This window comes from Salinicola corii (genome assembly GCF_008298015.1).
Taxonomy (GTDB): Bacteria; Pseudomonadota; Gammaproteobacteria; order Pseudomonadales; family Halomonadaceae; genus Salinicola; species Salinicola corii.
Genome location: NZ_VTPX01000003.1, coordinates 180,513 through 206,660, shown reverse-complemented (window position 1 = coordinate 206,660; position 26,148 = coordinate 180,513). Strand labels below are relative to the sequence as shown.

At 63.7% G+C, this 26,148-nt stretch carries 23 protein-coding genes; 4 read left to right on the top strand and 19 right to left on the bottom strand.

Features of this window, described 5'->3' with window-relative positions:
• Positions 1–2: 2 nt before the first annotated feature.
• Positions 3–899 (bottom strand): cysteine synthase CysM, encoded by an 897-nt coding sequence (gene cysM / locus F0A16_RS07380; protein WP_149434746.1) that lies wholly within the window; start codon positions 897–899, stop codon positions 3–5.
• Positions 900–1,183: 284 nt separating this feature from the next.
• Here cysM and F0A16_RS07375 point away from each other — a divergent pair, with 284 nt between their 5' ends.
• A complete protein-coding gene (locus F0A16_RS07375; protein WP_149434745.1) occupies positions 1,184–3,706 on the top strand; it encodes an Hpt domain-containing protein in 2,523 nt (840 codons plus the stop codon).
• A 5-nt stretch (positions 3,707–3,711) separates the two neighbouring features.
• Here the strand turns inward: F0A16_RS07375 and pdxJ are convergent, their stop codons facing one another.
• The 10 genes from pdxJ to rpoE form a co-directional block, all read right to left on the bottom strand.
• Positions 3,712–4,503 carry a pyridoxine 5'-phosphate synthase gene (gene pdxJ, locus F0A16_RS07370; RefSeq protein WP_149434744.1) on the bottom strand — a complete coding sequence of 264 codons (792 nt, stop codon included), beginning with the start codon at positions 4,501–4,503 and terminating at the stop codon, positions 3,712–3,714.
• 79 nt (positions 4,504–4,582) lie between these two features.
• Entirely contained in the window at positions 4,583–5,293 is a 711-nt protein-coding gene (recO, locus tag F0A16_RS07365) for a DNA repair protein RecO (RefSeq protein WP_149434743.1), read from the bottom strand.
• A 76-nt stretch (positions 5,294–5,369) separates the two neighbouring features.
• Positions 5,370–6,269, bottom strand: coding sequence for a GTPase Era (gene era / locus F0A16_RS07360; protein WP_149434742.1), 900 nt, complete (start codon positions 6,267–6,269; stop codon positions 5,370–5,372).
• Positions 6,266–6,949: a ribonuclease III gene (gene rnc / locus F0A16_RS07355; RefSeq protein ID WP_420853074.1), complete on the bottom strand. Its 684-nt coding sequence runs from the start codon at positions 6,947–6,949 to the stop codon at positions 6,266–6,268. Before rnc ends, era begins: the two co-directional genes overlap by 4 nt.
• A gap of 178 nt (positions 6,950–7,127) precedes the next feature.
• Positions 7,128–7,916, bottom strand: a complete 789-nt coding sequence (gene lepB, locus F0A16_RS07350; protein WP_149434740.1) for a signal peptidase I — start codon at positions 7,914–7,916, stop codon at positions 7,128–7,130.
• 11 nt (positions 7,917–7,927) lie between these two features.
• Positions 7,928–9,745: a translation elongation factor 4 gene (lepA, locus tag F0A16_RS07345; protein WP_149434739.1), complete on the bottom strand. Its 1,818-nt coding sequence runs from the start codon at positions 9,743–9,745 to the stop codon at positions 7,928–7,930.
• 219 nt (positions 9,746–9,964) lie between these two features.
• Entirely contained in the window at positions 9,965–11,380 is a 1,416-nt protein-coding gene (locus F0A16_RS07340; RefSeq protein ID WP_149434738.1) for a DegQ family serine endoprotease, read from the bottom strand.
• A gap of 233 nt (positions 11,381–11,613) precedes the next feature.
• The gene (locus F0A16_RS07335) at positions 11,614–12,672 is read right to left on the bottom strand and encodes a MucB/RseB C-terminal domain-containing protein (RefSeq protein ID WP_149434737.1); all 1,059 of its coding nucleotides are present in this window, start codon (positions 12,670–12,672) and stop codon (positions 11,614–11,616) included.
• A complete protein-coding gene (locus F0A16_RS07330; protein ID WP_149434736.1) occupies positions 12,672–13,439 on the bottom strand; it encodes a sigma-E factor negative regulatory protein in 768 nt (255 codons plus the stop codon). Before F0A16_RS07330 ends, F0A16_RS07335 begins: the two co-directional genes overlap by 1 nt.
• Before the next feature lie 289 nt (positions 13,440–13,728).
• On the bottom strand, positions 13,729–14,334 hold the full coding sequence (gene rpoE, locus F0A16_RS07325) for an RNA polymerase sigma factor RpoE (RefSeq protein WP_149434735.1): 606 nt from the start codon (positions 14,332–14,334) through the stop codon (positions 13,729–13,731).
• A 333-nt stretch (positions 14,335–14,667) separates the two neighbouring features.
• Here rpoE and F0A16_RS07320 point away from each other — a divergent pair, with 333 nt between their 5' ends.
• The gene (locus tag F0A16_RS07320; protein WP_149434734.1) at positions 14,668–15,750 is read left to right on the top strand and encodes a 3-deoxy-7-phosphoheptulonate synthase; all 1,083 of its coding nucleotides are present in this window, start codon (positions 14,668–14,670) and stop codon (positions 15,748–15,750) included.
• Positions 15,751–15,857: 107 nt separating this feature from the next.
• Here the strand turns inward: F0A16_RS07320 and dinG are convergent, their stop codons facing one another.
• Positions 15,858–18,011, bottom strand: a complete 2,154-nt coding sequence (gene dinG, locus F0A16_RS07315; protein WP_149434733.1) for an ATP-dependent DNA helicase DinG — start codon at positions 18,009–18,011, stop codon at positions 15,858–15,860.
• Between the two features lie 123 nt (positions 18,012–18,134).
• Positions 18,135–19,424, bottom strand: a complete 1,290-nt coding sequence (locus F0A16_RS07310) for a DEAD/DEAH box helicase (RefSeq protein ID WP_149434732.1) — start codon at positions 19,422–19,424, stop codon at positions 18,135–18,137.
• 354 nt (positions 19,425–19,778) lie between these two features.
• Between F0A16_RS07310 and F0A16_RS07305 the strand changes: the two genes are divergently transcribed.
• The gene (locus F0A16_RS07305; RefSeq protein ID WP_149434731.1) at positions 19,779–20,015 is read left to right on the top strand and encodes a hypothetical protein; all 237 of its coding nucleotides are present in this window, start codon (positions 19,779–19,781) and stop codon (positions 20,013–20,015) included.
• Entirely contained in the window at positions 20,015–20,833 is an 819-nt protein-coding gene (gene xthA / locus F0A16_RS07300) for an exodeoxyribonuclease III (RefSeq protein ID WP_149434730.1), read from the top strand. The genes F0A16_RS07305 and xthA overlap by 1 nt, the downstream gene beginning before the upstream one ends.
• A 78-nt stretch (positions 20,834–20,911) precedes the next feature.
• Here the strand turns inward: xthA and F0A16_RS07295 are convergent, their stop codons facing one another.
• Genes F0A16_RS07295 through F0A16_RS07270 form a run of 6 tightly spaced genes read right to left on the bottom strand, consistent with a single transcriptional unit; the run spans position 20,912 to position 26,058 of the window.
• On the bottom strand, positions 20,912–22,123 hold the full coding sequence (locus tag F0A16_RS07295; protein ID WP_187775933.1) for a tetratricopeptide repeat protein: 1,212 nt from the start codon (positions 22,121–22,123) through the stop codon (positions 20,912–20,914).
• The gene (locus tag F0A16_RS07290; protein WP_149434728.1) at positions 22,123–22,890 is read right to left on the bottom strand and encodes an energy transducer TonB; all 768 of its coding nucleotides are present in this window, start codon (positions 22,888–22,890) and stop codon (positions 22,123–22,125) included. The genes F0A16_RS07295 and F0A16_RS07290 overlap by 1 nt, the downstream gene beginning before the upstream one ends.
• The gene (locus tag F0A16_RS07285) at positions 22,890–23,297 is read right to left on the bottom strand and encodes an ExbD/TolR family protein (RefSeq protein WP_149434727.1); all 408 of its coding nucleotides are present in this window, start codon (positions 23,295–23,297) and stop codon (positions 22,890–22,892) included. Before F0A16_RS07285 ends, F0A16_RS07290 begins: the two co-directional genes overlap by 1 nt.
• Positions 23,290–23,823 carry a MotA/TolQ/ExbB proton channel family protein gene (locus F0A16_RS07280; RefSeq protein WP_149434726.1) on the bottom strand — a complete coding sequence of 178 codons (534 nt, stop codon included), beginning with the start codon at positions 23,821–23,823 and terminating at the stop codon, positions 23,290–23,292. Before F0A16_RS07280 ends, F0A16_RS07285 begins: the two co-directional genes overlap by 8 nt.
• Positions 23,807–25,228, bottom strand: coding sequence for a MotA/TolQ/ExbB proton channel family protein (locus F0A16_RS07275; protein WP_149434725.1), 1,422 nt, complete (start codon positions 25,226–25,228; stop codon positions 23,807–23,809). Before F0A16_RS07275 ends, F0A16_RS07280 begins: the two co-directional genes overlap by 17 nt.
• Positions 25,225–26,058: a DUF3450 domain-containing protein gene (locus tag F0A16_RS07270; protein WP_275401752.1), complete on the bottom strand. Its 834-nt coding sequence runs from the start codon at positions 26,056–26,058 to the stop codon at positions 25,225–25,227. The genes F0A16_RS07275 and F0A16_RS07270 overlap by 4 nt, the downstream gene beginning before the upstream one ends.
• Positions 26,059–26,148 lie beyond the last annotated feature (90 nt).

The following is a 26,148-nucleotide window of genomic DNA, read 5'->3' as shown; positions in this document are numbered from 1 at the left end:
GGTCAGGATTCCGGAGCGTAGAGGCCGGTGGAAAGATAACGGTCGCCGCGATCGCAGACGATGAACACGATGACGGCATTGTCGACTCGCTCGGCGACCCGCAATGCGCCCGCCAGCGCGCCACCGGAGGAGACGCCGGCGAGAATGCCCTCTTCCCGCGCCAGGCGACGCATGTGTTCCTCGGCCTCCCGCTGGCCGATGTCGAGCACGCTGTCCACCCGCTGCGGTTCGAAGATGTCGGGGAGATAGGCTTCCGGCCAGCGCCGAATGCCGGCGATGCTAGCGCCATCGGCCGGCTGCAGGCCGACGATCTGAATCGAGGGGTTGCGCTCCTTCAGATAGCGCGAGGTTCCCATGATGGTGCCGGTGGTGCCCATGGCGCTGACGAAGTGCGTGATACGACCTGCGGTCTGCTCCCACAACTCGGGACCTGTGGTGCGGTAGTGCGCCAGGGGGTTGTCGGGATTGGCGAACTGGTTGAGCGGCTTGCCTTCTCCCCGGGCGATCATCTCGTCTGCCAGGTCCCGTGCACCCTCCATTCCCGCCTCCTTGCTGACGCCGATCAGTCTGGCACCGTAGGCCGCCATGGCCTGCTTGCGCTCGCTCGACGCGTTGTCGGGCATGATCAGGACCATTTGGTAACCCATCACCGCCGCCGCCATGGCCAGCGCGATGCCGGTATTGCCGGAGGTCGCCTCGATCAGCGTATCGCCTGGAGAGATGTCGCCGCGGGCCTCCGCTTCGCGAAGCATGGACAGCGCCGGGCGATCCTTGACCGACCCCGCAGGGTTATTGCCTTCCAGCTTGGCCAAGATCGTGTTGTCGCGCCCGGCGGAAATGCGAGCGAGTCTGACCAGCGGCGTGTTGCCGACGGTCTGCGCAAGCGTGGGGAATGCCATAGTGAATGTCCTAGAGCCAGAGCCTGAACGTTTTCGGCTCCTGCCGCCTCGAGACGATCAGCCGAAAACCGATGATAGAGAGCCACCACAGTATATCGAAGCCGACGGGGGACATGACAGCGCCCGGCCACCACCCGATCCGGTCTTCGCGACTTTGGTGATGCTGTGACACGATGCCGAAGACATTTTTTACTCCATGGTCGACTGAGGTTACGGCAAACACTACGGTTTTAACCGTATTCGCCGATAGAATCGATTGGAAACGCAAAGGTTTCGGGTAACGCATGGCTTCACGCAGGCTGATCATTCTCTCGCTGCTGTTATCGGCGCTACTGCTCGGCATCACCGGGTGGCATGCGTGGGATTGGCATCGAGCCAGCGATGAGATGCTCTCTCGGCGCCTGCAAAGCATCAACCGTGTCTTCACACCTTCGCTGGCCGAAGCCGCGCAGGACGAAGACATGTCGCGTGTCCATCGACTGCTGGTCCGCCTGACCGAGGATCCGGCGATCGTCAATGCCACCTTGCGAGATGACAGCGGCACCACACGAGACTTCACCGGGACCGCTCCTTCCGCACCATTGACAACGCTTCCGGCCGCCTTGATTACCTGGAGCCAGGATGACATGCAGCGATGGATACAGCCGCTGGGCGACTTCCAGGCGCTGCAACCATCCCGCCATTACTGGCTGGATTTGACCCTCGACCCCTCACGGATCAGCACGTATTCGCAAAGCGCTCTCCCCCTACTGATGCCACTACTGTCGCTGCTGTTGCTGATCCCCGCAGCTCTTGTCTGGCGGCATTCATGGCGCACCGGACGAAATTCCGACAGCAAGCCGGATTCCGGACAGGCGACACTCTCCGGAAATTCCGCACACCTCCCGAAAGTCGGTCCGGACAGCGACCTTACCTACATGAGCCATGAGCTGCGCGCGCCACTTTCCGGTCTGCTCGGCTTTTGTCGTTTGCTGGAAAACAGCCCCCTCGATGCGCAGCAGCGCGAGTGGCTGCGTCACATTCATCTGGCGTCCAATGGGCTATTGGATACCGTCGACCAGGTACTGGGAGACCCCCGTCGCTGTCGGAAGAATAATGTATTTGATATCGCCGAAGTGCTGTGGGAAGTCCTCTGCCTCCAGGCACCGTTGGCGCAGTCCAAGCGGATTACTCTACTGGCCATCGTCTACGACGATGTTCCGCCCCGCCTCATTGGCGCTGACATCGCCGTGCGCCAACTGCTGACCAACCTGGTCAACAACGCCATCAAGTACGGCGGCGAAGGCGATGTCGTCACACGTATCGTGCTCGAGAACCGGGAAGGCAGCGACGTCAGGCTGCGACTGAGCGTGAGTGACGGAGGCAACGCCACTCCCGCCCACCGTGAACGCCTACGTCGACTGGTTGCACAAGGTGCGACTCGCTCCGTCAACGCCGAGGATGGCGTGGGTATCGCCATCTGCCATCGTCTGGCGGCGGAGATGGACGGCTCTCTCGCGCTGGGCGAGCGCCAGGTCGGGAGCCAGACGATCGTTTCCCGCCTCGGGTTCGAGGCCTGCGAACCCTACGTTCGTCCGGCGGAGTTCGATCTCGGGGGCGCCAGGATCGGCGTGTGGCAACCGCACACCCGTCTCGCCCATCTGCTGGATTACGCCCTCAAGCGCTGGCACGCGCTGCCGAGTTCCATGGCGACGGCGGATTCGCTGACGTCGGCGGATGACACGAGTCAGCTTCTCATCATCGGCATCGACGACGAGGCGCTCTGCCCCGAAACCCACGACCTCTGGCAGCGCCGATTCGACGCCATTTCCCAGCCTTGCCTGGTGGTCGCCAACGTGGCGCCGACGCGGGCGCTGGCCTGGCGCCTAACTCAGGGCAGCGTCGTGCTGAGGCTGCCGATGTCCCGCTATATGCTGGGCCGCACCCTGGCCAAGATGCTTGCGGAATGTCGTCAGCGAGCACTGCCTCCCCGCCCCCGAGTGCTGGTCGTCGACGACGACGAGGTTTCTCAGCACTACCTTGACGCGGTACTGCCCATCATTGGCGCCAAGGCCCTGGTGGCCGGCACCGCGGCAGAGGCCATCGCCATCGCCTCGGAAACATCGGTCGACCTGGTTCTGATGGATCTGCATCTGCCGGACGCCAGCGGCTTCGAGGCGACGAAGCAACTGCGGTGCTTGAGTGTGGATTGGGCGCACAAGCCCGTCATCGCCATGACAGCGGGGCCGGACACGCATGGCCATGGGGTGGTGGCAGGCAACTGGCTCGATGAAGTCATGACCAAACCGTTGGACGAGCACCTGCTCAGAGAGGTACTGGCAAGGCATTTGCCCATCTCCAGATCGCCGACCGCTGACCGACGACCGGAAGCGGCGCGGGTCGTACGCGGAATGACCAACCGGGAGAACGCAGCGGAAGAGGCCAGTTTAGCCCCGAGCGCCCTGTCTCATGCCGGTGACCTACCGGTCGTCGATAAGGCCCAGGCCCGTGAACGCAGCGGCGGCCGCGAAGCGCTCGTCGCGGAAATGAGGACATTGCTGATCGCGGATTTGCCGGGACACCGCCAGGAACTGGATGCGGTATGGCGACAGCGTGATGTCAACCTGCTTCGGGAGCGAGTGCATCAGCTCGGGGGCGGCTGCCGCTACTGCGGCGTACCGCAACTCGCGGCGGCTTGCGAGGAACTGGAGCGACGCTGTAGACACGCCGCCATCGACGAGTGCGACGAAGCGTTTCACGAGTTGATCGCCGCCTGCGACCGCCTGATCCTGTGGGCCGACGACCAAGCGTTCACCGACATCCACTGACAGGTCTATCCGTGGTCGTGGTCGTGGTCGTGGTCAAAAGATTCGATCTGGGCAATGAGCCCCGATTCCTGGCCCGCGACCATCAGCCGCTTCATTTCCCCCACGGCTTCCTTGAGGCCGACAAACAACGCGCGAGCGATGATCGCGTGGCCGATATTGAGCTCGTGAACGCCGGGAATCGCCGCGATAGCCTCGACATTGTGGTAGTGAAGCCCATGCCCGGCATTCACCACCAAACCCAGTTCACTCGCGAACTCCGCCGCCGCCGCCAATCGCTCATACTCGAGTCGCCGTGATGCGCCGGTCGCCTCCGCGTACGCGCCGGTGTGCAACTCGACCACGGGCGCGCCCGACTCGAATGCCGCCTGAATTTGCGCGGGCTCGGGATCGATGAACAGCGATACCTGGCAACCCGCCGCCCCGAGTCGCTCGCAGGCGCTGGCGACCGCCTCACGACCGGCCATCACGTCCAGCCCGCCCTCGGTCGTCAACTCTTCCCGCTTTTCCGGCACCAGGCAGACATCCGCCGGCTTCAACCGCTCGGCGAGCGCGACCATCTCCTCGGTCACCGCCATCTCCAGGTTCATGCGCGTATTGAGCACGGCCGCGATCAGTTCCACGTCCCGCTCCTGGATATGACGTCGGTCCTCGCGCAGATGCAAGGTAATGCCGTCGGCGCCGGCTTCCTCGGCCAGCAGCGCGGCCTGAACCGGATCGGGATAGCGGGTACCGCGGGCCTGGCGTAGCGTCGCGACATGGTCGATGTTGACACCCAACTGAATACGAGTAGCGATCATGAACTCAGGCTCCTTGGAGCGGTGAAAGATAAGAGGACCCAGGCCGGGGACGCTCTCCCCGCCCCGGCGATGGCGAGAGTCAGGCACGCCCCTGACGACGGCGCTGACTGAGCCGTTGCATCAGTTCCCGGGAGCGTAGCGGCTGGTTGCCGATCAGCGGCGCCAGTGCCGCTCGGGTCAATGCCTTGCTCAGGCCAGCCAGCCCGGACGCGTCCCAGTCGCCGCGCGCCAGCAGCTTGAGGCTGCGGCCATCCCAACCGGGGTGCTGCGCGCCAATGGGCCTGAAGCGGCGGCTCTCGGCAACGTAGGTGTAGCGAGTGGAGGGATCGAGCGGACTGTCGTCCGTCTCGAGAAAGATCGGCTCGGCGTCCAGTGCCTCCAGCAGCGTGATCTCGAGGCGCCTGAGGCTGGTGGCACGTTCGGCCGGACGGGTCAGCCGCTCGATCGTCCAGGCGTAGATGGCGAAGAGATCGCCCGTCGGCAGCCCGACTGGCAGCGCTCGCGTCAGCAGCTCATTGGCGTAGAGCCCACAAAGCAAGCCTTCACCGGCCAGTAACACGGCGCTCTGGGTGGTTTCCATCATCCGCAGGCGCTTGAGATCGCCGTCGCCGATCCAGGTCAGATGCAGTGGCGCAAAAGGCTGCAGCTTGGCGCGAGACTTGCTCCCCGCCCGCTGCACGCCCTGGGCGACGGCGCGGATATGGCCGTGCTCCAGCGTGATGACGTCCACCAGGGCGCTGGTTTCCCGATAGGGCCGCTTGTGCAGCAGATAAGCCGGCTGGGGCGTCATTGCCAATGCCTCTTGAGAGGAAGCGCAGTTCGCAGTTCCCTGCTCGAATCATTTCGTCGATCGGGAGATCGGCTCGTCAATCGAGATTGTAGCCAAGGCTCTTCAGCGCCCGATCATCGTCCGACCAGCCGCGCTTGACCTTGACCCACAGGTTGAGCATGACCTTGCTGTCGAAAGCCCGCTCCATCTCCTGGCGCGCTTCGATGCCGATCTTCTTGATCCGCTCCCCCTTGTCGCCGATCAGAATCTTCTTCTGGCCCTGTCGCTCGACCAACATCAACGCGCTGATGTGGATGACCTTGCCCTCGTCGCGGAACTCCTCGATCTCGACGGTCATCTGGTAGGGCAACTCGTCACCCAACTGGCGCATGACCTTCTCGCGCACCAGCTCGGCGGCCAGAAAACGCTGGCTCTTGTCGGTGATCTGGTCGTCCGGGAAATAGTGCACGCCTTCCGGCAAGCGCTTGGCGACCTCGCCCTCGAGCTCCGGCACGTTGGTACCGTGTTTGGCCGAGATCGGCAGAATGGCGGCGAACTCGCGCCTGGCGGAGAGCGATTCCAGCCACGGCAGCAACGTCGTCTTGTCCTCCAGCCAATCGACCTTGTTGACCGCCAGGATCACCGGCGCCTGCACGTGGGTGAGCTTGTCGAGAACGACCTGGTCCTCGTCCGTCCAGCGTGTGCGGTCGACCAGGAACACCACACAGTCGACGTCGCGCAGCGCCTGGGTGGCCGCCTGATTCATGAAGCGGTTGATCGCCTTGTTGCGGTCCCGGGTCTGCAGGTGGATACCCGGGGTATCGACGTAGATGAACTGCGCTTCATCGATCGTCTTGATGCCCATGACCTGATGGCGCGTGGTTTGCGGACGCCGGGAGGTGATGGAGATCTTCTGCCCCAGGATGCGGTTCATCAGCGTCGATTTACCCACGTTGGGACGCCCGACGATAGCGACGAAACCACAGCTCTGTGTCATTGGCGCTTGCCCTTTGATGGTTCGAGTTTGGACAACGCAAGCTCGGCGGCTTGCTGTTCGGCGATCCGCCGGCTGGAGCCTTCGCCCAGCGTCGGCGACTCGTCCAGCATGGAGACGTGGCACTCGACGCTGAAGGTCTGGGCGTGGGCTTCGCCCTCCACCGAGATCACCTCGTATCGCGGCAGCGCCTGCTGGCGGGACTGCAGGAACTCCTGAAGTCGCGTCTTGGGATCTTTTTGCGTGTTGTGCAGATCGATCGCCTCCAGCCGTGTCCCGAACCAGGCCAGCACCCGGCTGCGGGCCACGTCCATGCCGGCATCGAGATAGATCGCACCAATCACCCCTTCCAGCGCGTCAGCAAGGATGGAGTCGCGACGATGGCCGCCGCTCTTCATCTCGCCCGAGCCCAACCGCAGACATTCTCCTAGCTCGAACTCACGCGCTACCACGGCAAGGGTCTGTCCCTTGACCAATCCGGCACGCAGGCGGGACAACTGCCCTTCCCGAGCGGCCGGAAATCGCTTGAACAGCGCTTCGCCGATCACGAAATTGACGATCGAGTCTCCCAGAAACTCGAGTCGCTCATTGTTGGCGCCGCCCACGCTCCGGTGCGTCAGCGCCAGTTCCAACAGCGTCGGGTCACGGAAGTCGTGGCCAATACGACGGCTGAAGCCTTGCAGAGGATCACTCACGTCATTCCCATTGAGTCGTTGTCTTTGAAACGAAGAGTCGTTGCATTCGAAGCAAAGCGGGCGCGGGGAAGTCCCGTCGCCCGCCATGCGATTCCTGCCGCTGGCCACCGATCCCGCGCCGGGCCTGTCAGGCCCGGCGCGGGATCGGTGGCGGGTTATATAAGAATCAGTTTATCTGGCGTACCGTACTGAAGCTAGGCAATCCGCCATCCCAGTGCATCCACACGGCGAACGCCTTGCCGACGATGTTCTTCTCCGGCACGAATCCCCAGTAGCGACTGTCATTGGAGTGATCACGGTTGTCGCCCATCATGAAGTATTCATGATCGGGTACGACGATCTCCCGCATCTGCGGCCCCGGGCTCTGCGGATTGTTGAAGATCCGGTGATCGACATCGCCGAGATGCTCTTCGAACAGTTCTTCTCCGGGCGCCTCGGCGGGATCGGGATCGGTCATGGATTTAGGCACCGGCTTGCCGTTGACGTAGAGCTGCTTGTTCTCGTAACGGATGCGATCACCAGGCAGCCCAATGACGCGCTTGATGAAGTTGACCGAGGGATCCTGGGGGAACCGAAATACCATGACGTCACCGCGCTTAGGTTCTCCGACATCCGCGATTTCGGTGTTGATGACCGGCAGGCGAAGCCCGTAGCTGAACTTGTTGACCAGGATGAAATCGCCGACTTCCAGGGTCGGACGCATGGAACCGGAAGGAATCTGGAAGGGTTCGATGACGAAACTACGCAGTACCAGGACGATCAGTAACACGGGAAAAAAAGAGCGGGCATAATCGACCGGCCAGGGATCCTTGTAGCCTACCGACTTTTCATTACCCTGCGCTGCGGCGGCCGCCTGCTGACGCTGGCGACGGGGACGACGCCAAAACAGGCTGTCCAACAGCCAGACGAGCCCCGTGATGGCGACAGCCAACACCAGTAACAACGAAAAATCCATGAAGTGTTTTCCTACTCGTTCACTTTGAGAACGGCGAGAAACGCATCCTGGGGTATTTCGACGCGACCCACTTGTTTCATGCGTTTCTTGCCGGCTTTCTGCTTCTCCAGCAGTTTCTTCTTGCGCGTGGTGTCACCGCCATAGCATTTGGCCGTCACGTTCTTGCGCAGCGCCTTGACCGTGGACCTAGCCACGACATGGCCACCGATCGTCGCCTGAACCGCCACGTCGAACATCTGACGTGGTATCAGCTCCTTCATCTTGTCGACCAGGATGCGACCACGGGAGTGGGCATGGTCGCGATGGATGATCAGCGCCAGCGCGTCGACGCGATCGCCATTGATGAGGATGTCCAGGCGCACCAGCTTGGCCGCGTCGAATCTCTCGAAGCTGTAGTCGAGGGAAGCGTAACCCTTGGAGATCGACTTGAGCCGATCGAAGAAATCCATCACGACCTCGGCCATCGGCAGTTCATAGACGAGCTGCATCTGGCTGCCGAGCACCTGCATGTCGAGCTGGACCCCACGGCGGTTGACGCATTCCGAGATGACGTTGCCCACGTACTCCTGCGGCACCAGAATGGTGGCGCGCACGATTGGCTCGCGCATCTCCGACACGTTGGCCATGTCGGGCAGTTTCGACGGGTTGGAGATGGTGACCAACTCACCGTTGTCCATCAGGATCTCGTAATTGACCGTGGGCGCCGTGGTCAGCAGATCGATGTCGTATTCGCGCTCCAGGCGCTCCTGGACGATCTCCATGTGCAGCGTACCGAGGAAGCCGACGCGGAAACCGAACCCGAGCGCATCGGAATTCTCCGGCACGTAGTCGAGCGAGGCGTCGTTGAGCGCCAGCTTCTCGAGTGCGTCACGGAAATCCTCGTAATCGTCGGAGCTGACCGGGAACATGCCCGCGTAGACCTGCGGCTTCACTTTCTGGAAACCTGGCAGGCGTGGCACGTCCTTGGTCTTGGTATGGGTGATGGTATCCCCGACGGGTGCACCTTGGATGTCCTTGATCCCGGCAATGACGAAACCCACCTCTCCCGCTCTCAGGATACCGGTGGAGTTCTGCTTGGGCGTGAAGTAGCCGATATCGGTCACCTCCCAGTCGCGACCGGTCGACTTCATCTGTATCTTGTCGCCCTTCTTCAGCGTGCCGTCGAACAGACGCACCAGCGACACGACGCCCTGATAGTTGTCGAACCATGAGTCGATGATCAGCGCTTGCAGATGACCCTCGCGGTCTCCCTTGGGCGGTGGGATGTCCCGCACCAGCCGCTCGAGCAGCAGGTCGATGTTGAGACCGCTCTTGGCCGAGACGCGTACGGCATCTTGCGCTTCGAGGCCGATGATCTCCTCGATCTCGTGAGCGACTTTGTCCGGATCCGCCTGGGGCAGGTCCATCTTGTTGAGCACCGGGAGCACTTCGAGATTCTGCTCGATGGCGGTGTAGCAGTTGGCAACCGACTGCGCCTCGACCCCCTGGGCGGCATCGACCACCAGCAGCGCCCCCTCGCAGGCGTAAAGCGAGCGCGACACTTCGTAGGAGAAGTCGACGTGGCCCGGCGTGTCGATGAAATTGAGCTGATAGGTATTGCCGTCCTGAGCCCGATAGTCGAGCGTGACCGACTGGGCCTTGATGGTAATGCCGCGCTCGCGCTCGAGGTCCATCGAGTCGAGCACCTGCTCCTTCAACTCACGCTCCGTCAGCCCGCCGCAGAACTGGATGATGCGGTCGGCGAGAGTGGACTTGCCGTGGTCGATGTGGGCGATGATCGAGAAGTTGCGGATGAACTTCAGTTGCTCGTTACTTGCAGCGTCTGCCATTTAAGCCTTACCGGTAATTTGTACGCGCGCAGTCCACACGGTGGCGCTGTTGCCGAGAAAACGCCGATGGGTGCCGTTCTCTTCCCGCGTGCGGTCGATGACGAATGTGGCGCATTGTACCGACATGACCGGGGCAAGGACAGCAACAAGCCCAAAGCACACGGCCCCGCCGAAGCGGGGCCGTGTGGCGGATAGCCGTAGGCTGCCGACCAACGCCGGTCAGCCCTTGGCCTTCAGGCGCAGTGCCACGAACAACGAGTTGCCGTCGCGCACGATACGTACCGGGATGGCGCGATCGTCGTCCACCTTCTTGACCGCGTCGATCAGTTGATCGGCGCTCTCGACCGGTTTCTGGTCGAAGCCGACGATGACATCGCCCGGCTGAATCCCGGCTGCGGCCGCCGCGCCGCGCGGATCGACACGACGAACAAGCGCGCCCTCATCGATATCCAACTGCTGCTTTTCCTGATCGCTGAGATCGCTGATCGCGATTCCCAGCTTGGTTTGATCATCGGCAGACCGAGAGGACGGCGCCCCATTGGCAGCCATCTCTTCCGGCCAATCGCCCACGGTAACGTCCACTTCACGCTTGTCGCCGTTGCGCATGACCTGGAGCTCCACCTCGTCGCCCGGTGCCACCTGGCCGATCAGACGGGGAAGCGTCGTGGAGTCATCGATATCGGCACCATTGGCACTCAAAATGACGTCGCCTGCCTCGAGCCCCGCTTTCTTGGCCGGGCTGTCGTCGCTGACATCGGAGACCAGCGCACCGCTGGTGCCGTCGAGCCCGAACGATTCGGCGAGATCCTTGGAGACCGGCTGGATCACCACACCCAGCCAGCCACGGCTGACATGGCCTTCGGTGCGCAACTGGTCGGCGACGTTCATGGCGACGCTGATCGGAACAGCGAAGGAGAGCCCCATGAAACCGCCGCTTCGGGTGTAGATCTGCGAATTGATACCAACGACTTCGCCGTCGAGATTGAACAGCGGACCGCCGGAATTACCCGGGTTGATGGCGACGTCGGTCTGGATGAACGGCACGTAGGTCTCGCTTGGCAGCGTCCTGTTGATGGCACTGACGATACCCGCCGTTACCGAGTGATCGAAGCCGAATGGCGAACCGATGGCGGCAACCCACTCGCCGGCTTCCAGATCATCCGAATTCCCGATCTTGAGCGTGGGCAGATCGTTGGCATCGACCTTCAAGAGCGCCACGTCGGTTCGAGCATCGGAGCCCACCAGCTTGGCGGGTAGCTCGCGCCGGTCGTTGAGCCGGACCATGATCTCGTCGGCATCCTTGACCACATGGGCATTGGTCAGAATATAGCCATCCTTGCGAATGACGAATCCCGAACCCAGCGACTTGCGCTCCTCCTCGCCCTGCGGTATCCCGGGCATCGGCGGCATCTGATCACCGAAGAAACGGCGGAAAATCTCGGGAACATCCTGCTGGCCGTAGGGCCCGGCGGGTGCGCTGACACTGCTGGTCGTGGAGATATTCACCACCCCGGGAGCAGCCTGCTTGACCAATTCGGTGAAATCCGGCAGCTCGCGCGCCTGAGCGGTCTGGAAAGCGAGCAGAGTGACGACCATCAGCAGCCACGGAGCGAACCATCTTGTCATGCGTTCCATTAAACACTCCTAAACACTGGATAAAGACTCTGGAGAGCCACACGTTGAACAGATCGATGCCCAAGGGGTAAACGTCACGAAAGAACCTCGCGCATCGAACCCCGCCGCACCTGGAGGCAGGACACGGCGACACTCTCATTGATAAGAAAAGACGGCAAGAGTTCAACGGGATGTAAAGTTTCTTTGCGGCGACAAGCGCCGCGGGCTGGATATTGGTGGCACCGGATGGCGGCTCAGGAACCGGGAGTGGAGGTCTCGGCGCTAGCGTCCTTCTGCTGCCCCTGCGTGTCGCCGACGACCCGGTCGACGCCGCCGCCGCTCCCCTCGTCCCATGTCACTCCCGAGGCGATACGCGCAAGCACTTCCGCGGGGGCTTCACCCAACACCAGTATCTGCATCGGTCTGCCCTGATGGATCACATGGCGAACCGCGGCGTGGGAAATACCCAAACGATGAATCCCGGCCAACAGCGGGTGCTGGTCACCCGCGAGGGGTTCGACGAACAGACTGATACTGGTCAAGCCGTCGCTGTACATCCGATGCTCGGCGCGCTCACTCTGTCTTGGGCTATCGGGAGGGATCGGCTGTGGCGTGAAACCATCCGGCAGCCATTGAGCCTGCCACGGCGAATCGACGGGGCGATGACCGGGGCCCAGGCGGAGCGTTTCGGGATACAGCGAGGGTGACTGCAGGTCGGTTATCTGAAAGGTCTCGAGAATCTGGCCATCGACACCGATCATCTCGCGCTTCAACGGCAGCGATGTCTCGCTGTCCAGCCACAGACGATAACCGTAGCGGAGTCCGTCCTGTGGTTCGATATCGAGACGCCACGCCGAACGCCCCGCGACCCGCTCCAGCTCCATCGGCTGGAGTTCGTAATGTTCGACGATTTGAGCGGTCAGGGCGCCCGGTGCGACCCCAGCCGTGAAATCGAGCGCGGCCTGGCTGGAATCCTGGCTCACGCTGCCCCGCTTCTTGACCGCGACGGGCGGGCCGTCGAGAAACCGGGCGACTTCGGTCTCGACACCTTTCTCCACCCGATGGGTCAGCGCCAGCGTCCTGACGCCATCGTAGCTGATGCGTACGGCGCGGGCCTGGAAGTTGTAGCAGTGGCTGGCCCAGAGGCTTCGCAGGAACAGCGCCCTGGGAGAGACGTCATCATCCGCTTTGGCCAACTCGCGACAGTCGAAGCTCTCCGTGGCCGCTCTTGCCTCGCCGTGCGACTGCGCCAGCACGGCGCCCGGCAGCGTGAACAGACTGATAGCCACAGCCCCAAGGTAAAACCGAAGCATCAGCGCGCTTCCGTGGCTCCAGCCCCATCCGCCTGCGCGGACAGCGAACCTGGCGTACGAAGTAGCGGCATCCAGTTGTCACCCGTGCTGTAGGCGGCACCGATCGAGTGACGTTCGAGATAGGATTCCAGCGTTTGCGCCTGCTCGAGATCGACGCTGGGCGACTGGCGGGCATTTGGTGACAGAAACATCGGCCGCATGACCTGTTCACCGACAGTCATCAGGCCGTTACCGTTACCCAAGCCGCCGCCATCCAGCGAATAGGGCAACCCGTTTGATACCGGCGCCTGCATGGAAGCCTGCATCGCACCGCTCTGGTCATTGGGCGCGGCATCGACGGCCAGCGAGGCCTGCACGCCTCCGCCCTGAGGGGCATTCCCGCTACTCGTCGCGACATCGGAAGCCGTCGTGGTGTCGCCGCCGAACTGGCCGTTGTATACCTGGACTCCCGTAATCACCATCAACGACACGGCGGCAGCGACGGCGGCGCCACCCATCATGGAGAAGGAGTGGCGTTTGCCCGGCTGACCGGCTGGCTCCTGGACCGGCACCGGTTCGTCCACCAGCGCGGCCATCACGTCGCCGGAAATATCGATATCGACGATCGCATCGCGCTCGCGCCGTATCATGCTACGCGCCAGATGGTATCGACGCCAGGTATCGGATTCCTGCGACGAGGCATCCAATGTCTTGAGTACTCGTCTCAGATCGAATTCATCGGCCTCGTTGTCCATCAATGCGGAGAACGATTCGTGTACCTGCTTCATAGTCACACCCTCACACTCGCCTTGCGGCTTGCCACGTGTTGAATGACGGCGACACCCAGGGCAACACCTGAAGGCGCGTCATCGCAGTCGCAAGACCGCAACGCGCCAGCCCACTCCCTCTTCACCGGCCCTTGATCGCCTGTCATGTCACCAGTCGACGACGCCTTGACTATCGCCTGCACCACTATGACGACGGAAACCGGCAACAGTTCATTTTCGATTCATCTTTCGTGACCCCATCGTCGAGCGGGATCGGGCGAACCCACCCGAGCAGCGGTGCCAGCGGGACTCAGGAGCCATTGACAGCATTCTGGGCGCCATGTTCCAGCAATGGCTCAATATGCCTATCGACGGCCTCGCGCGCCCGGAAGATTCGCGAACGGACCGTGCCCACCGGGCACTCCATGATCGTGGCGATATCTTCATAGGAGAGGCCATCGAATTCGCGCAACGTGATCGCGGTACGCAAATCGTCGGGTAACTGCTCTATCGCCGCGAACACGGCAGACTCGAGCTGGTCGCGGGCGATGGCAGCCTCCGGTGACTCGATATCCGACAGTCGCCCGCTCTGATCGACGATCTCGGCGTCGCTGATGTCCAGATCGCTGCCGGGCGGCCGTCGCCCACGGGACACCAGATAGTTCTTCGCCGTATTGATGGCGATGCGATACATCCAAGTATAGAAGGCGCTCTCGGCACGAAAACTTCCCAAGGCGCGATACGCCTTGATGAACGCCTCTTGAGCAACATCCTGCACCTCGGAATGGTCCTGGACGTAGCGGCTTATCAGCCCGAGAATCTTGTGCTGGTATTTTTTGACCAGAAGATCGAAGGCCCGAGTATCTCCCTTCTGCGCGCGCTCGACGAGTTGTTGATCGGTCTCTCGGACACCCATTCAACGCCTCCCCGAACGACTGGGGGCAGGACGCGGCAGAGCAAAACGACGGTGACAACTATGGTGACTGGGAGACAATACGCTCATGATCCAACCTGGAGCCCTTGGGGCTCGCGATTCAGTGACAGGCGTGCAACTTATAACAGAAACGAAGGATTAGCACGCGAAGCCGGCCCAGTGTTGCCGTTTTAGCCTCTCCCATCAAGCCGCCAGTTTTCCGCCCGATTCCCGGGAGACGGCGCCAGCTGGGCTCGCGAAGTTGATTTTTGTACCCTTGAACCTCCATAGTACGCGCTTCACGAGCAGTCACTACCAGAGCCAACGGGACCCAGCATGTCGGAACAGCAGGTCAACAATCTCAACGTTCTTTCCCAGGATCTCCTGATTACCCCGGAGGCGTTGAAGCAGAACATTCCACTTTCGGAATCCGCCGAACGCACCGTCATCGAAGGCCGCCAGACCATCCAGCGGATTCTCGATCGTGAAGACCCTCGCCTGCTCGTCGTCATCGGCCCCTGCTCGATCCACGACCCGGATGCGGCCCGCGACTACGCCAGGCGCCTACGCAAGCTGGCCGATGCGGTCAGCGACAGCCTCTACATCGTGATGCGCGTCTACTTCGAGAAACCCCGTACCACGGTGGGCTGGAAAGGTCTGATCAACGATCCGCACCTCAACGACTCGTTCGAGATCGAGGAAGGCCTACATATCGCCCGCCGGCTGCTGGTGGACCTGGCCGAGATCGGACTGCCGCTGGCCACCGAGGCGCTGGATCCCATCTCGCCGCAATATCTGCAGGACTGCATCAGTTGGTCCGCGGTGGGTGCCCGCACCACCGAATCCCAGACTCATCGCGAGATGGCCTCCGGCCTCTCCGGCCCCGTCGGATTCAAGAACGGTACCGACGGCAGCCTCGATGTGGCCGTCAACGCGTTGCAGTCGGTGGCCAGCCCGCACAATTTCCTGGGTATCGACCAGGCAGGCCAGGTCGCGGTGATTCGCACCCGTGGCAACGCCTACGGCCACGTCGTGCTGCGGGGCGGCAACGGCAAGCCCAACTACGACAGCGTCAGCGTCACCCTCGCCGAGCAGGAACTACACAAGGCGGGCCTGAAGGCCAACCTGATGGTCGACTGCTCGCACGCCAACTCCAACAAAGATCCAGCGCTGCAGCCGTTGGTGATGGAGAACGTGACCCACCAGATTCTCGACGGCAACCGCTCGATCATTGGGCTGATGATCGAGTCGAACATCGGCTGGGGCAGCCAGAAGGTGCCAGAGGATCGCAGTCAGCTCCAGTATGGCGTTTCGATCACCGACGCCTGCATCGACTGGCCAACCACCGAGCGCACGCTGACGCAGATGGCGGAGCAGCTCGAGACGCCGCTGCGCGACCGCCTGCAGGCCGGCGACTGATCCGTTATCGATAACGGATCAACTCGCAAGGGTCGATAAGGGAAAACGCCCGATGCTGGTTCCAGCATCGGGCGTTTTCACAACGGCGAAGAGGCCTCGCTCAGCGATCAGTTCCGGACCGGCTCGCCCGCTTCCACCCCGTCGATCTGACGTCGAAACGGTGGTAGCGCATCCAGCAACGCCTTGCCGTAGCGACGCGTCAGCACGCGCCGGTCCAGCAGCGAGATGCGGCCGCTGTCGTTCTCCTTGCGGATCAGCCGCCCGCACGCCTGCACCAGCTTGATCGACGCATCCGGTACCGAAATCCGCATGAACGGGTTGCCGCCCTGGCTTTCGATCCATTCGGCCAGCGTGGCGCCGACCGGATCGTCCGGCACCGAGAATGGCAGCCGGGTGATCACCACGTGGGTCAGATAACGCCCCGGCAGGTCGATCCCCTCGGCGAAGCTCGCCAGACCGAAGATCAGGCTACCCTTGCCCGCGTCGACGGCAACGCGATGGCGCTCCAGCAGCTCTCTTTTGGGCAATCGATCCTGGGAGAGCAGCCGCGAGGCCCACGGCTCCTCCAGCGCATCGGCGACACTGCGCAGCTGCTTGCGTGACGAAAACAGCACCAGTACCGCTTCATCGTCACCCAGGCCTTCGATGAACTGGACGATCGAGCGATCGTGGACCATGGCATCCCCCGGCTCGACGGCCTCTCGCGGCACGCTGAGAATCGCGCGGGAATAGTCGAACGGGCTTGGCAGGCGTTGGTAGCGGTAACGGTTGGCCAACCCCGCCCGCTCCTGAAGTCGTTCGAAGCGATTGAGCGCCGTCAGCGTGGCAGACGTCACCACCGCGCCATAGCAGCTCCCCCACAGATGGCGGGCCAGGGTTTCCGCCGCCGATACCGGGCTGGCCGAAAAGGTGAGCTCCGGTTCTCCAGCGAAGCTCTGGAACGTCAGCCAGCGCGCCTGCGGTGCCTGTCCCTCCGGATCCGGCTTGGCCATGGCGGACCACAGCGAGTGAGCCTCCAGGGCGCGCCCATGGAGCAGCGCCGTCAGCGGCAGCCAGGGCTCGGCCTGCTCCTTGGGCAGCCCGGTCGATTTATCCGGGTCCAGGCTCTCGCGCAGAATATCGCTCATGGTCTCGAGATCCCGCGACAGCTCGGCAAACGGAATGACCAGTTGCTGGGCGAGCTCGACCAGTGGTTCGGGCGCGCGACCGTTGGGAAAGCGAAAATGCTGGGTTTCGTCGCCGGCACCCGCGCTCAGCCCGGCGATCTGGTGCCCCATGGCATAAGCGTCACCCAGCCGAGGTTCCAGCGCGGCGATCCGCTCGGGGAACGCCGCCAGCAGTCGCGCCAGCGTGGGCTGGGCGCCCAACGCGGTGTTCAATTCGGTCAGCGACTTCTTCAGCGTGCGCAGCCAGCGCAAGGTGCTATTGATACCGAAGCGGTGATAGAAGTGATCCAGCGCCTTGTCCGGCAGGTGATGTCCCTCGTCGAAGACATAGATGCAGTCCTTGGGCGACGGCAGCACCATTCCCCCACCCAGCGCGAGATCCGCCAGCACCAGGTCATGGTTGGCGACGATAATGTCGGCCTGCTCGAGATGCCGGCGCGAGCGAAAATAGGCGCAGGCCCCGAAATGCCCGCAGCGGCGGTTGGTGCACTGGCGGTGGTCCACGGTCAGCCGACGCCAGTCCCGGTCGTCGATGGCGACCGGCCAGCTGTCCCGATCCCCTTCCCAGTTGCCGGAAGCGTAGGTATCGGCCATCTCCTGGATCAACTGCGGAAAGTCGCCGCCCGCATCGGTGGCGATGGTCTGCTCGAACAGCGACAGCGTCGGATTGGGCTCTACGCCTTCCAGCGCCTGATCCAGCTTGGCCACGCACAGGTAACGGCCGCGGCCCTTGGCCAGCGCGTACTCGAAGTCGAGGCCGCTGTGGGCCTTGAGCATCGGCAGGTCCTGATTGAGCACCTGCTCCTGCAGCGCCACCGTGGCAGTGGCGATGACCAGCCGCTTGCCACGGGCCTTGGCCACCGGCAGCGCCGCCAGCAGATAGGCGAGGGTCTTGCCGGTTCCGGTACCCGCTTCCAGCACGCAGACGTGTTCGTTGGAGGTCCGGCGCCCCTGCTCGTCCCGCTCGATCGACGCCAGCGTGCGCGCGATCTCCGCGATCATCAGGCGCTGGCCGTAGCGCGGCGTGAGCTCCAGCCCTTCGAGCACGCGCCGGTAAGCCTCCTGGATTTCCTGCTTGAGGGATTCGTCGAGCATGCGCTTTCCGGGCGGACTATCGGAGATGAGATCGCCCACCGGCGGCGGGCGACTGCCACGAGACGATCAGGTCGTCCAACACCATCGATTGAACCGCAGCACCAGCCGACCGGCGCCGCCGGCTCACGACAGCATGGACTCGGGCGGATGCTCGCAGGGGAGCTTGCCGTTGATGTAGTTTTCGATCTCGGGCAGCGAGAAGGCGTCTTCCTCGCCGACGAAGCTGATCGACACGCCCTTGGCGCCGGCACGACCGGTCCGACCGATACGGTGGACGTAATCCTCGGGATCTTCCGGCAGCGTGAAGTTGATTACGTGGCTGACGTCCTCGATGTGAATCCCGCGTCCGGCGACATCGGTGGCCACCAGTACGGTGACGTCACCCTCGCGAAAGCGCTCGAGTGTCTTGATGCGCTGGTTCTGGGGCACGTCGCCGGAGAGCATGGCGGCGTTGATGCCCTGGTCGCGCAGCAACTGATCCAGCTCGCGCACCAGATCGCGACGGTTGCCGAACACGATCACCCGCTCCATCGCTTCCTGATTGACCAGGTTGAACAGCAGCTTGCGCTTTTCGCTGTCGCTGACCAGATAGACGCGCTGGTCGATGTTGGCGGCGTTGTCGTGGGTCACCTCGATCTCGACGTGAGCGGGACTCTGCGTCCACTGCTCCGAGAGACTGAGAATATCCGGCGTGAAGGTCGCCGAGAACAGGAAGGTCTGGCGCTCCTCGCGCTTGGGCGTGTAGCGGATGATGCGCTTGACGTCCGGAATGAAGCCCATCGACAGCATGCGGTCGGCCTCGTCCAGGACCAGAACCTCGACCTGGGACAGGTCGATGTCCCGCTTCTGCTGGAAGTCGAGCAGGCGCCCCGGGGTGGCCACCAGAATGTCCAGGTTCTTGCTCAGCTGGTCGCGCTGCTTCTGGTAGTCCATGCCGCCGACAACGCTCGCCACGTGCAGTGACGTGAAACGGGACAGCGCCTTGGCGTCCTTCTCGATCTGCAGCGCCAGCTCACGGGTCGGCGCGACGATCAGGGCACGCGGCGTCCCTGGCTTCTGGCCATCCGGCGATTCCTCTTCCAGGAAGTAGGCCAGCATCGAGATCAGGAATGCGGCGGTCTTGCCGGTGCCGGTCTGCGCCTTGCCGACGACGTCGCCACCGAGCAGCGTGTGCATCAGCGCCTCGGCCTGGATTGGCGTGCAGTACTCGAAGCCTTCGGCCTGGATCGCGCGCATCAGCGGATTCGGCAGGTCGAAATCGTGGAATCGCCAGCGTCCGGCAACGGGCTCGACCTGAAACTGCTTTAGCGACCAGCCTGAAGTGTTCCGCGACTGCGATTTACGTGGCTTGCGCCGACGCCGCTTGGGTCTGCGGTTCTGTGCCGGGGCCTGGGTGTTGTCAGACTCACTCATAGTTATGACGAATGTCCGAAATCGATTGACGGTTTGACTCGCGAAGGCTGGCGCTATCCATACCGGTGGCCGGAAGCACCATGATCGGCGCGGCGGGCATCCACGCCCTGCAAGACGGATCCTCGACGCGACGAGTGACGATCTCGCGCAGAGATCACCCGGCGCGAGCCGACGGTATTGTACCAGCCTCGCCCGCCAACGTCGCGAGCCCAGTTGATCGATATCGTCCAACCTTGGAGCTCCGAGTTGACCGATCCCGCCCGGGTAATCGATGGCAGGCGCTTCGCTGGCTGTTAGACTACGCGGCAATATCCCGCTCTCAAGTACCAGGCAAGAAACTCATAGGTCACGCGCATGACTCGCAGAAAAAAGACCAGGTCGCTGGCCGACAAGGTGACGATCCGCACCGGCAAGCGCAAGGATTACCGCCGCTGGCGCCATGACAACCCCGATGAAGTCGCGCCGTCGCGTCGCTATGTCGACAAGAAGACCCAGCAGCGCAAGTTGCAGGCCGAGCGCAAGCGCCAACGTCAGAGCGCCCCGCCACTCCCCCTGCACAAGCCCTCCAACGACGACAAGGATTCCGACTGATGCGCCTGGTTTCTTTCAACATCAACGGCATCCGTGCGCGGCTGCACCAGCTCGAGGCGCTGATCGCGACACACGCGCCGGATGTCATCGGCCTGCAGGAGACCAAGGTTCAGGACAGCGAGTTTCCCAGGGAAGCCGTGGAGGCCATGGGCTATCACGTCCATTTTCATGGCCAGAAAGGCCACTACGGGGTCGCCATGCTGACCAGGTCCGCGCCGGAGTCCGTTCACTACGGGTTGCCGGACGATGGTGAGGAGGCGCAGCGCCGCCTGATCGGGGTGACGCTCGACATGGATGATGGTAAACCGCTGACAGTGTGGAACGGTTACTTTCCCCAGGGCGAGAATATCGCTCACCCTACCAAGTACCCCAACAAGCGGGCGTTCTACGCCGGTCTCAACACGCTTCTCGAAACGCGGCACGCGCCTTCGGAACGCGTCGCGATCATGGGGGATTTCAATATCTCGCCGGCGGATATCGACATCGGCATCGGCGAAGAGAACCGCAAGCGCTGGCTACGCGAGGGCAAGACCAGCTTCCAGCCGGAGGAGCGCGAATGGCTTGCACGCTTGAAGGCGTGGGGACTGGAGGACAGCTACCGGCACTGCCATCCCGACAGCACCGATTTTTTCAGTTGGTTCGACTACCGTTCCAAGGGCTTCGACCGTGAGCCCAAGCGCGGACTGCGGATCGACTACATCCTGGTGACCGAGCCGTTGGCGAGTGCCACTCGGCGGTCCGGGATCGACTACGACCTGCGCGGCATGGAAAGGCCTTCCGATCACGCCCCGGTGTGGAGCGAGTTCGACCTCGACTGAGTCGATGTCGATCCGAATTGAGCCGGCAGCAGAGACGGCGCCTCGGATCCCGGGGCGTCGCCGCCGGGACGCCGTCGTTCAGCCCAGGGAATCCAGCCACTGCTGCGCCTGCTCGACGCCGGCGGCCCTGGCCTGACGAAAGGCCTCCCGCGCCACGTCACGCCGATCGAGCTGGGCGGCCGCGATTCCCTGTAGCAGCCAGTCCCGGCCCGACACCTCGCCGCCCGACTGACGCAGGCTGGAGAGCGCATCCAGTGTCGCTTGCCATTCGCCCCAGCCGTAAGCGATCTCCGCCAGCTGTTGCCAGTCCTGCCCGCGGCCAGTCCGCTCCGCCAGCGCCCGCCAGGCCGACAGTGCCTCGTCGTGGCTGCGTGCCGCCATCCAGGCCTGCGCCAGGAGCTTCAGGTTGTCGGCATTGGTTTCCAGCCGACCGTCCTCCAGCCACTGTGCCAGATGCTCGGCGGCACGGGCAGGCGTACCGCCGGCGATATGCAACTTGGCCAGTTGCCGCAGATCATCTTTCGTGACCAGCACGCCACGGCGCCAGCCGCTCTCCCAGATCGCCGCGGCCCGGCCGCTATCGCCGGCTTGCTGGGCCAGGCCCGCGGCGCGGCGCCAGACGTCCGGCGAATCCTGGTCATTGCCCAGTAGCGCCAGGGCGTCGTCAAAACGCCCACTCTGCTGATAGACCGTGCTCGCCAGTTGACGCTGCGACGAGCTCCAGCCTTCGGTTCCGGATTCCCGCAGGCGATCGAGAGACTGGCTGGCCGCGCTCCAGTCATCGAGCGACGCCCGCGCCTGGACCAGCAGCCAGCGCGAGGCATCGCCACCGCCGCTGCGCTCGATCCAGTCGGTCAGCAGGTCCGCGCCCTGCCGCGTCTGGCCGGCGCGGAGCCGGAGACGCGCTTCCTGCTGCAGCCAGGAGAGCCGGCGAGCATCAGGGACGCCGTCGATTCGCCGCGCCTCGGCAAATTGATCCGCCGCCACGGCGTCGTTATCCCGACTGGCATTGGCCGTGGCGGTCAGTTGCAGGAATAGCGCCCGCGCCCAGCGGTCGGCGGCGTTACCGCCTTCAAGACGCGAGGCGGATGCCGCCGCACGCGAGGCCACGGCAGCATCGTCGCCGGCCTCGAGCTGAGATTGCATGGACTGCAGCGTTCGAATCATGTCCGGACGCAGCCCCGGCCCCTCCGCCTGCGCCAGCGGAACGCCGCCGAAGCCGATCAGGCCCGCTGCCACCAGCACCAGGCAACGCTTGCCCAGCCGGCGAACCGTCGTCGAACTCATCATCAGCCCTCCAACTGGAACTGGATACGCTGGGTGGCGCGCCGTACGTCGTCGGCCGGCGGGAACCGCCACTGCGATACAGCCTCTTCCACCGCTCGATCGAAGACATTGGCCGGGTCGGCATCGATCACGCGCAAGCTGCCGGTATCGACACGCCCATCCGGTTGAATGATGAAGCTGACCTCGACATAGCCCTCCATGCCGCGACGACGCGCGCGCATCGGGTAGGTCGGATTGACCCGACTGGTCGGCTGCAACTGACCGACGTCACGTGGCGAAGCCTGGGTGCCTCGGGGCGGTTGCTGCGGCGCCGGATTCGGCTGCGGCGGCCCATCCGCCGCCTCGGGTGTGGCTTCCGGCTGCGGCGCGGTTTCAGCAACCGTTTCCTGCGTCGGCCGGGGTTCCGGCTCGGGGCGAGGTTCCGGTTCGGGCCGTGCTTCGCTCAGCTCGGGCAGCGTCTCGTCCAGCGTGACGTCCGGCGTCTGCATCGGCGGCGTCTGCGGCTCTGGAATCTCCACCGGGCTGGGCGCTTCGGCTGCGGGTGGCGGCGCTGCCGCGGGCGGCGGCGGTGGCGCACTGGGCGGCGGTAACGAGGGTGATGTCGGCGTCGGCTGCGTCTGGTCCTGCTGCGGGGCGTCGACCATCGAAATCGCCATGGGCGTGACGATCTGGGTACGATCCGGTGCCGGCGGTGCCACCAGCAGCGCCAGTAGATAGAACAATAGCAACGCCAGCATCGCGCCGCCCACCAGACCGGCCAATCTGCGCATCAGCCGGCGTCCCGATTGGCGGCTACGGCAACGTTGTCGACCCCAGCTTGATGAATGCGATCCATCACCTGAATCAACAGCCCGGTGGTCGAGTTCTTGTCGGCCTGCACCACGACGCTACCATCACCGGAGACCAGTTGCGCAACGCGCGCACCGACGCGATGAGCATCCACGGCCTCGCCATCGACCCACACCGCACCCTCGCCCGTGATCGCAACCAACACCTGGGTGTCCTGCCGCGCCGTCGCCTCGCTGGACTCGGGCCGCTGAATCTCGACGCCACTTTCCTTGATGAAGCTGGTGGTGACGATGAAGAAGATCAGCATGATGAAGACAACATCCAGCATCGGCGTCAGGTCGATGCCGGTCGAATCATCATTCGCTTCCCGCAAGCGGCGCCTACGCATGAGAGTCCTCCACGGCGCGGGCCATGCGGTCGTGCAGCCGCTGATCCTCGCGCCGAATGATCTGTTCCAGACGGGTGACGAACAGCAGACCGACCACGGCGACCGCCATTCCGCACAGCGTCGGCAACGTGGCCTGGGCAACGCCATCGGCCATTGCCCGCGCCTGACTGCTCTCGGTCAGCGCCAGGCTGTCGAATACCTGGATCATCCCGGTCACCGTCCCTAGCAATCCGAGCAAGGGGCAAATCGCGATGAGCAGCTTGAGCCATGGCACCGGTAGGCGCAGCCGGGCAATCAGTTCGCTCGTCCACACTTCGCGTAGTGTCAGTGCGCTCCAGCTCGAGTGATCGCGACGCCGAATCCAGGCTTCGATCAGCACCCGCCGAGCACGGCGATGGGTGAATCGCCAATAGAACAGCCGCTCCAGCGACATCGCGAACAGCGCCATCGCCACCAGCATGATCACCACCAGCACCTCACCGCCGGCGCCGATCAGCCAGCGGATCGGCTCAAGCGTGAGCACCATGGCGACGCTCCTCGGCGTGGGCAACGGCAGCGGTTTCGGCTTCGAGATGCTCGGCGAGCACGGCGCTGGCGCGGCCTTCCAGCAGGCCGATCAGGCGGCGGCTGCGGCTGTTCAGCGCCGTATTGACGAACAGCAGGGGAACGGCGGTGATCAGACCCAGCACGGTCGTCACCAGGGCCTGGCTGATGCCGCCCGCCATCAGTTGCGGATCGCCGGTCCCGAACACGGTGATCGACTGGAAGGTGACGATCATGCCGGTGACCGTGCCCAGCAGCCCCAGCAGCGGGGCCACCGCCGCGATCAGCTTGACGATCGGCTGGCCCCGCTCCAGGCGTGGCTGCTCCGCCAGCATGGCCTCGTCGAGACGAGCTTCCAGCGCTTCCGGGGCGTGATCGCGGCCCAACGCGGCGAAGCGTCCGAGCACCCGGCCCAACGGGTTGTCGTCATGCAGCGTCTCCGGGTTCTGCGTCTGGCGGCGCATTTTCGCGCTGACCCGAAGCAGATAGGCGTACTGGACCAGCGCCACCAGCAGCCCGACGAGTCCCAGCGCCACGATCACGTAGCCAACGTAGCCACCCTGCTGGAAGCGCTGCCACAGCGTGGGCTGCTGAGATAGCGCCTCGAGCACGTCACCGTCGGTGGGGTCGATCACGATCTGGTTGCCCTCGCCCTGCTGGAACGCCCGCAACGCCTGCCGGGCGTCGCCCGGCGTCGCCGCGAACACGGCGAGGCGTCCGTCGTCGCCCATGCGCTGCAGCAGATTGCCATCGCTGAAGGCGACGGTATCGCCCAGACGCACGACTTCACGCTGGCTCACGTCGCCATCCTGACCCGCGACAGGTGCCTGGAAACGCACCCCGCGCCCGCTCTCCACGATCAGCCCCGCCAGGTCCCGGCGTACTCGTTCGAAAGTCTGCAGATCGACGAGCCCACGATCGTCGAGACGCGGCGGCAACGCCGCATCGCCGCCAACGGTCAGCCAGCTCTCGGCGAGGGCGTCCCGAAGCTCGCTGGCCTGTTGCTTGACGATCCCGGAGACATCGCCGATATCGCCGGCATCCTGCTTACGCTGCTGGCGAAGATCGGCCAACTGCTGCTGCTGGTCGGACCGGCGCGCTTCCAGCTCTTCCCGTCGGACCTGTGCCTGCTGTAACCGCTGCTCGGCATCGCTAACCGCCTGTTGCAGCGCCTGACGATCGTCCAGCAGCGCTTCCAGCCGCTGGTTGTCGCGCTGCTCGGCAGCTTGGCTGTCGGCACGGAACCTGTCGAGTACCTGCTGCATAGAGGCCGACGTGTCACTCGTCGCATCGTCGCTTGCCGTGGCGCCGGATTGTGCACTGACGGTGCCGGAAAACAGCGTGATCGCCGCGATCGGCAGCGCCAACCACCATGAATGACGGCTCATGACCGGCCCTCCGTCGCTGACCGCCCCGCGCCGACTACCAGCGATGCCGGCAGATGCAACAGGGCCGGCGCGCTCTGGTCCTGAGCGATTCGAATGCCACGGCGAACCTCGCCGATCTGATCGCCGTTCAGCGCTTCCCACTCGCCGTCGGCGACACTCCAGACACCGCCGGCGCGATCGTCCGGGGTGACGTAGTACCAGCCGGTGCGGCCAACGCGCAAGTAATCGACTTCCCTCGCCATTTGGCTACCCTGGCTGGCGGCATCGGATTGTACGCCCTCGAGCGGTCCGCTCCATTGGTCCATCTCGCGCCCATAGGCCAGCTCGGCGCGCCAGGCGGAAAAGATACGCTGTAGCTTGTCGGCCTGGGAGGCGTCATCGCGGGAAAGCATCTGCTCCAGATCGTCGACGCGCGCCAGACGCTCGTCACGCAGGAACGGCATATCCGCTTCGATCATCTCTCGCAGTTGTCCGACCATCTGGCGCATCTCTCCCGGCAGCGCCTCGCGAGTCACGGAAATCTGCGTGAGCGCCTGCTTTTCAGAAGCAATCCGCTTGGCCTGGTTGTCGACGATTGGCGCCAGTTCGGCATTGTAGCTCTCCAGCCGATCGGCCTGCTGGCCGGCCTGCCGCAAGCGCTGCAGCGCCTCGCGCGTGGCGTCATCGGCCTCGTCGATGCGCTGCTGGAGCTCGGCCTGGGTCTGCTGTGCCTGGATACTGGCCTGACTGAGCGAATCCTGGGCAAGTATCGTGCTGGACGCGCTCACGCCGATGGCTGCGAGGCAAAGGGCCGATACATACCCACTCGTTCTTCGCGGGAAATGAAGCACCACGCTATCTCCTTGCGGATGAGCCGTAACGACGAGGCGGTGAAGAGCGCCGCCGGGTCGGCGGGATGACGACGTTGAATTCGACGCGAC

Bases quoted from the DNA above. Each gene is read 5' to 3' on its own strand.
- recO (WP_149434743.1), bottom strand. From the start codon at position 5,293: ATGACGCCCCAGCCGGCTTATCTGCTGCACAAGCGGCCCTATCGGGAA.
- F0A16_RS07335 (WP_149434737.1), bottom strand. From the start codon at position 12,672: ATGCTTCGGTTTTACCTTGGGGCTGTGGCTATCAGTCTGTTCACGCTG.
- F0A16_RS07305 (WP_149434731.1), top strand. From the start codon at position 19,779: ATGACTCGCAGAAAAAAGACCAGGTCGCTGGCCGACAAGGTGACGATC.
- xthA (WP_149434730.1), top strand. From the start codon at position 20,015: ATGCGCCTGGTTTCTTTCAACATCAACGGCATCCGTGCGCGGCTGCAC.
- pdxJ (WP_149434744.1), bottom strand. From the start codon at position 4,503: ATGATCGCTACTCGTATTCAGTTGGGTGTCAACATCGACCATGTCGCG.
- dinG (WP_149434733.1), bottom strand. From the start codon at position 18,011: ATGCTCGACGAATCCCTCAAGCAGGAAATCCAGGAGGCTTACCGGCGC.
- F0A16_RS07290 (WP_149434728.1), bottom strand. From the start codon at position 22,890: ATGCGCAGATTGGCCGGTCTGGTGGGCGGCGCGATGCTGGCGTTGCTA.
- F0A16_RS07330 (WP_149434736.1), bottom strand. From the start codon at position 13,439: ATGAAGCAGGTACACGAATCGTTCTCCGCATTGATGGACAACGAGGCC.
- F0A16_RS07310 (WP_149434732.1), bottom strand. From the start codon at position 19,424: ATGAGTGAGTCTGACAACACCCAGGCCCCGGCACAGAACCGCAGACCC.
- F0A16_RS07320 (WP_149434734.1), top strand. From the start codon at position 14,668: ATGTCGGAACAGCAGGTCAACAATCTCAACGTTCTTTCCCAGGATCTC.
- F0A16_RS07275 (WP_149434725.1), bottom strand. From the start codon at position 25,228: ATGAGCCGTCATTCATGGTGGTTGGCGCTGCCGATCGCGGCGATCACG.
- F0A16_RS07340 (WP_149434738.1), bottom strand. From the start codon at position 11,380: ATGGAACGCATGACAAGATGGTTCGCTCCGTGGCTGCTGATGGTCGTC.
- lepB (WP_149434740.1), bottom strand. From the start codon at position 7,916: ATGGATTTTTCGTTGTTACTGGTGTTGGCTGTCGCCATCACGGGGCTC.
- F0A16_RS07280 (WP_149434726.1), bottom strand. From the start codon at position 23,823: ATGGTGCTCACGCTTGAGCCGATCCGCTGGCTGATCGGCGCCGGCGGT.
- era (WP_149434742.1), bottom strand. From the start codon at position 6,269: ATGACACAGAGCTGTGGTTTCGTCGCTATCGTCGGGCGTCCCAACGTG.
- cysM (WP_149434746.1), bottom strand. From the start codon at position 899: ATGGCATTCCCCACGCTTGCGCAGACCGTCGGCAACACGCCGCTGGTC.
- rpoE (WP_149434735.1), bottom strand. From the start codon at position 14,334: ATGGGTGTCCGAGAGACCGATCAACAACTCGTCGAGCGCGCGCAGAAG.
- F0A16_RS07375 (WP_149434745.1), top strand. From the start codon at position 1,184: ATGGCTTCACGCAGGCTGATCATTCTCTCGCTGCTGTTATCGGCGCTA.
- lepA (WP_149434739.1), bottom strand. From the start codon at position 9,745: ATGGCAGACGCTGCAAGTAACGAGCAACTGAAGTTCATCCGCAACTTC.
- F0A16_RS07285 (WP_149434727.1), bottom strand. From the start codon at position 23,297: ATGCGTAGGCGCCGCTTGCGGGAAGCGAATGATGATTCGACCGGCATC.
- F0A16_RS07295 (WP_187775933.1), bottom strand. From the start codon at position 22,123: ATGATGAGTTCGACGACGGTTCGCCGGCTGGGCAAGCGTTGCCTGGTG.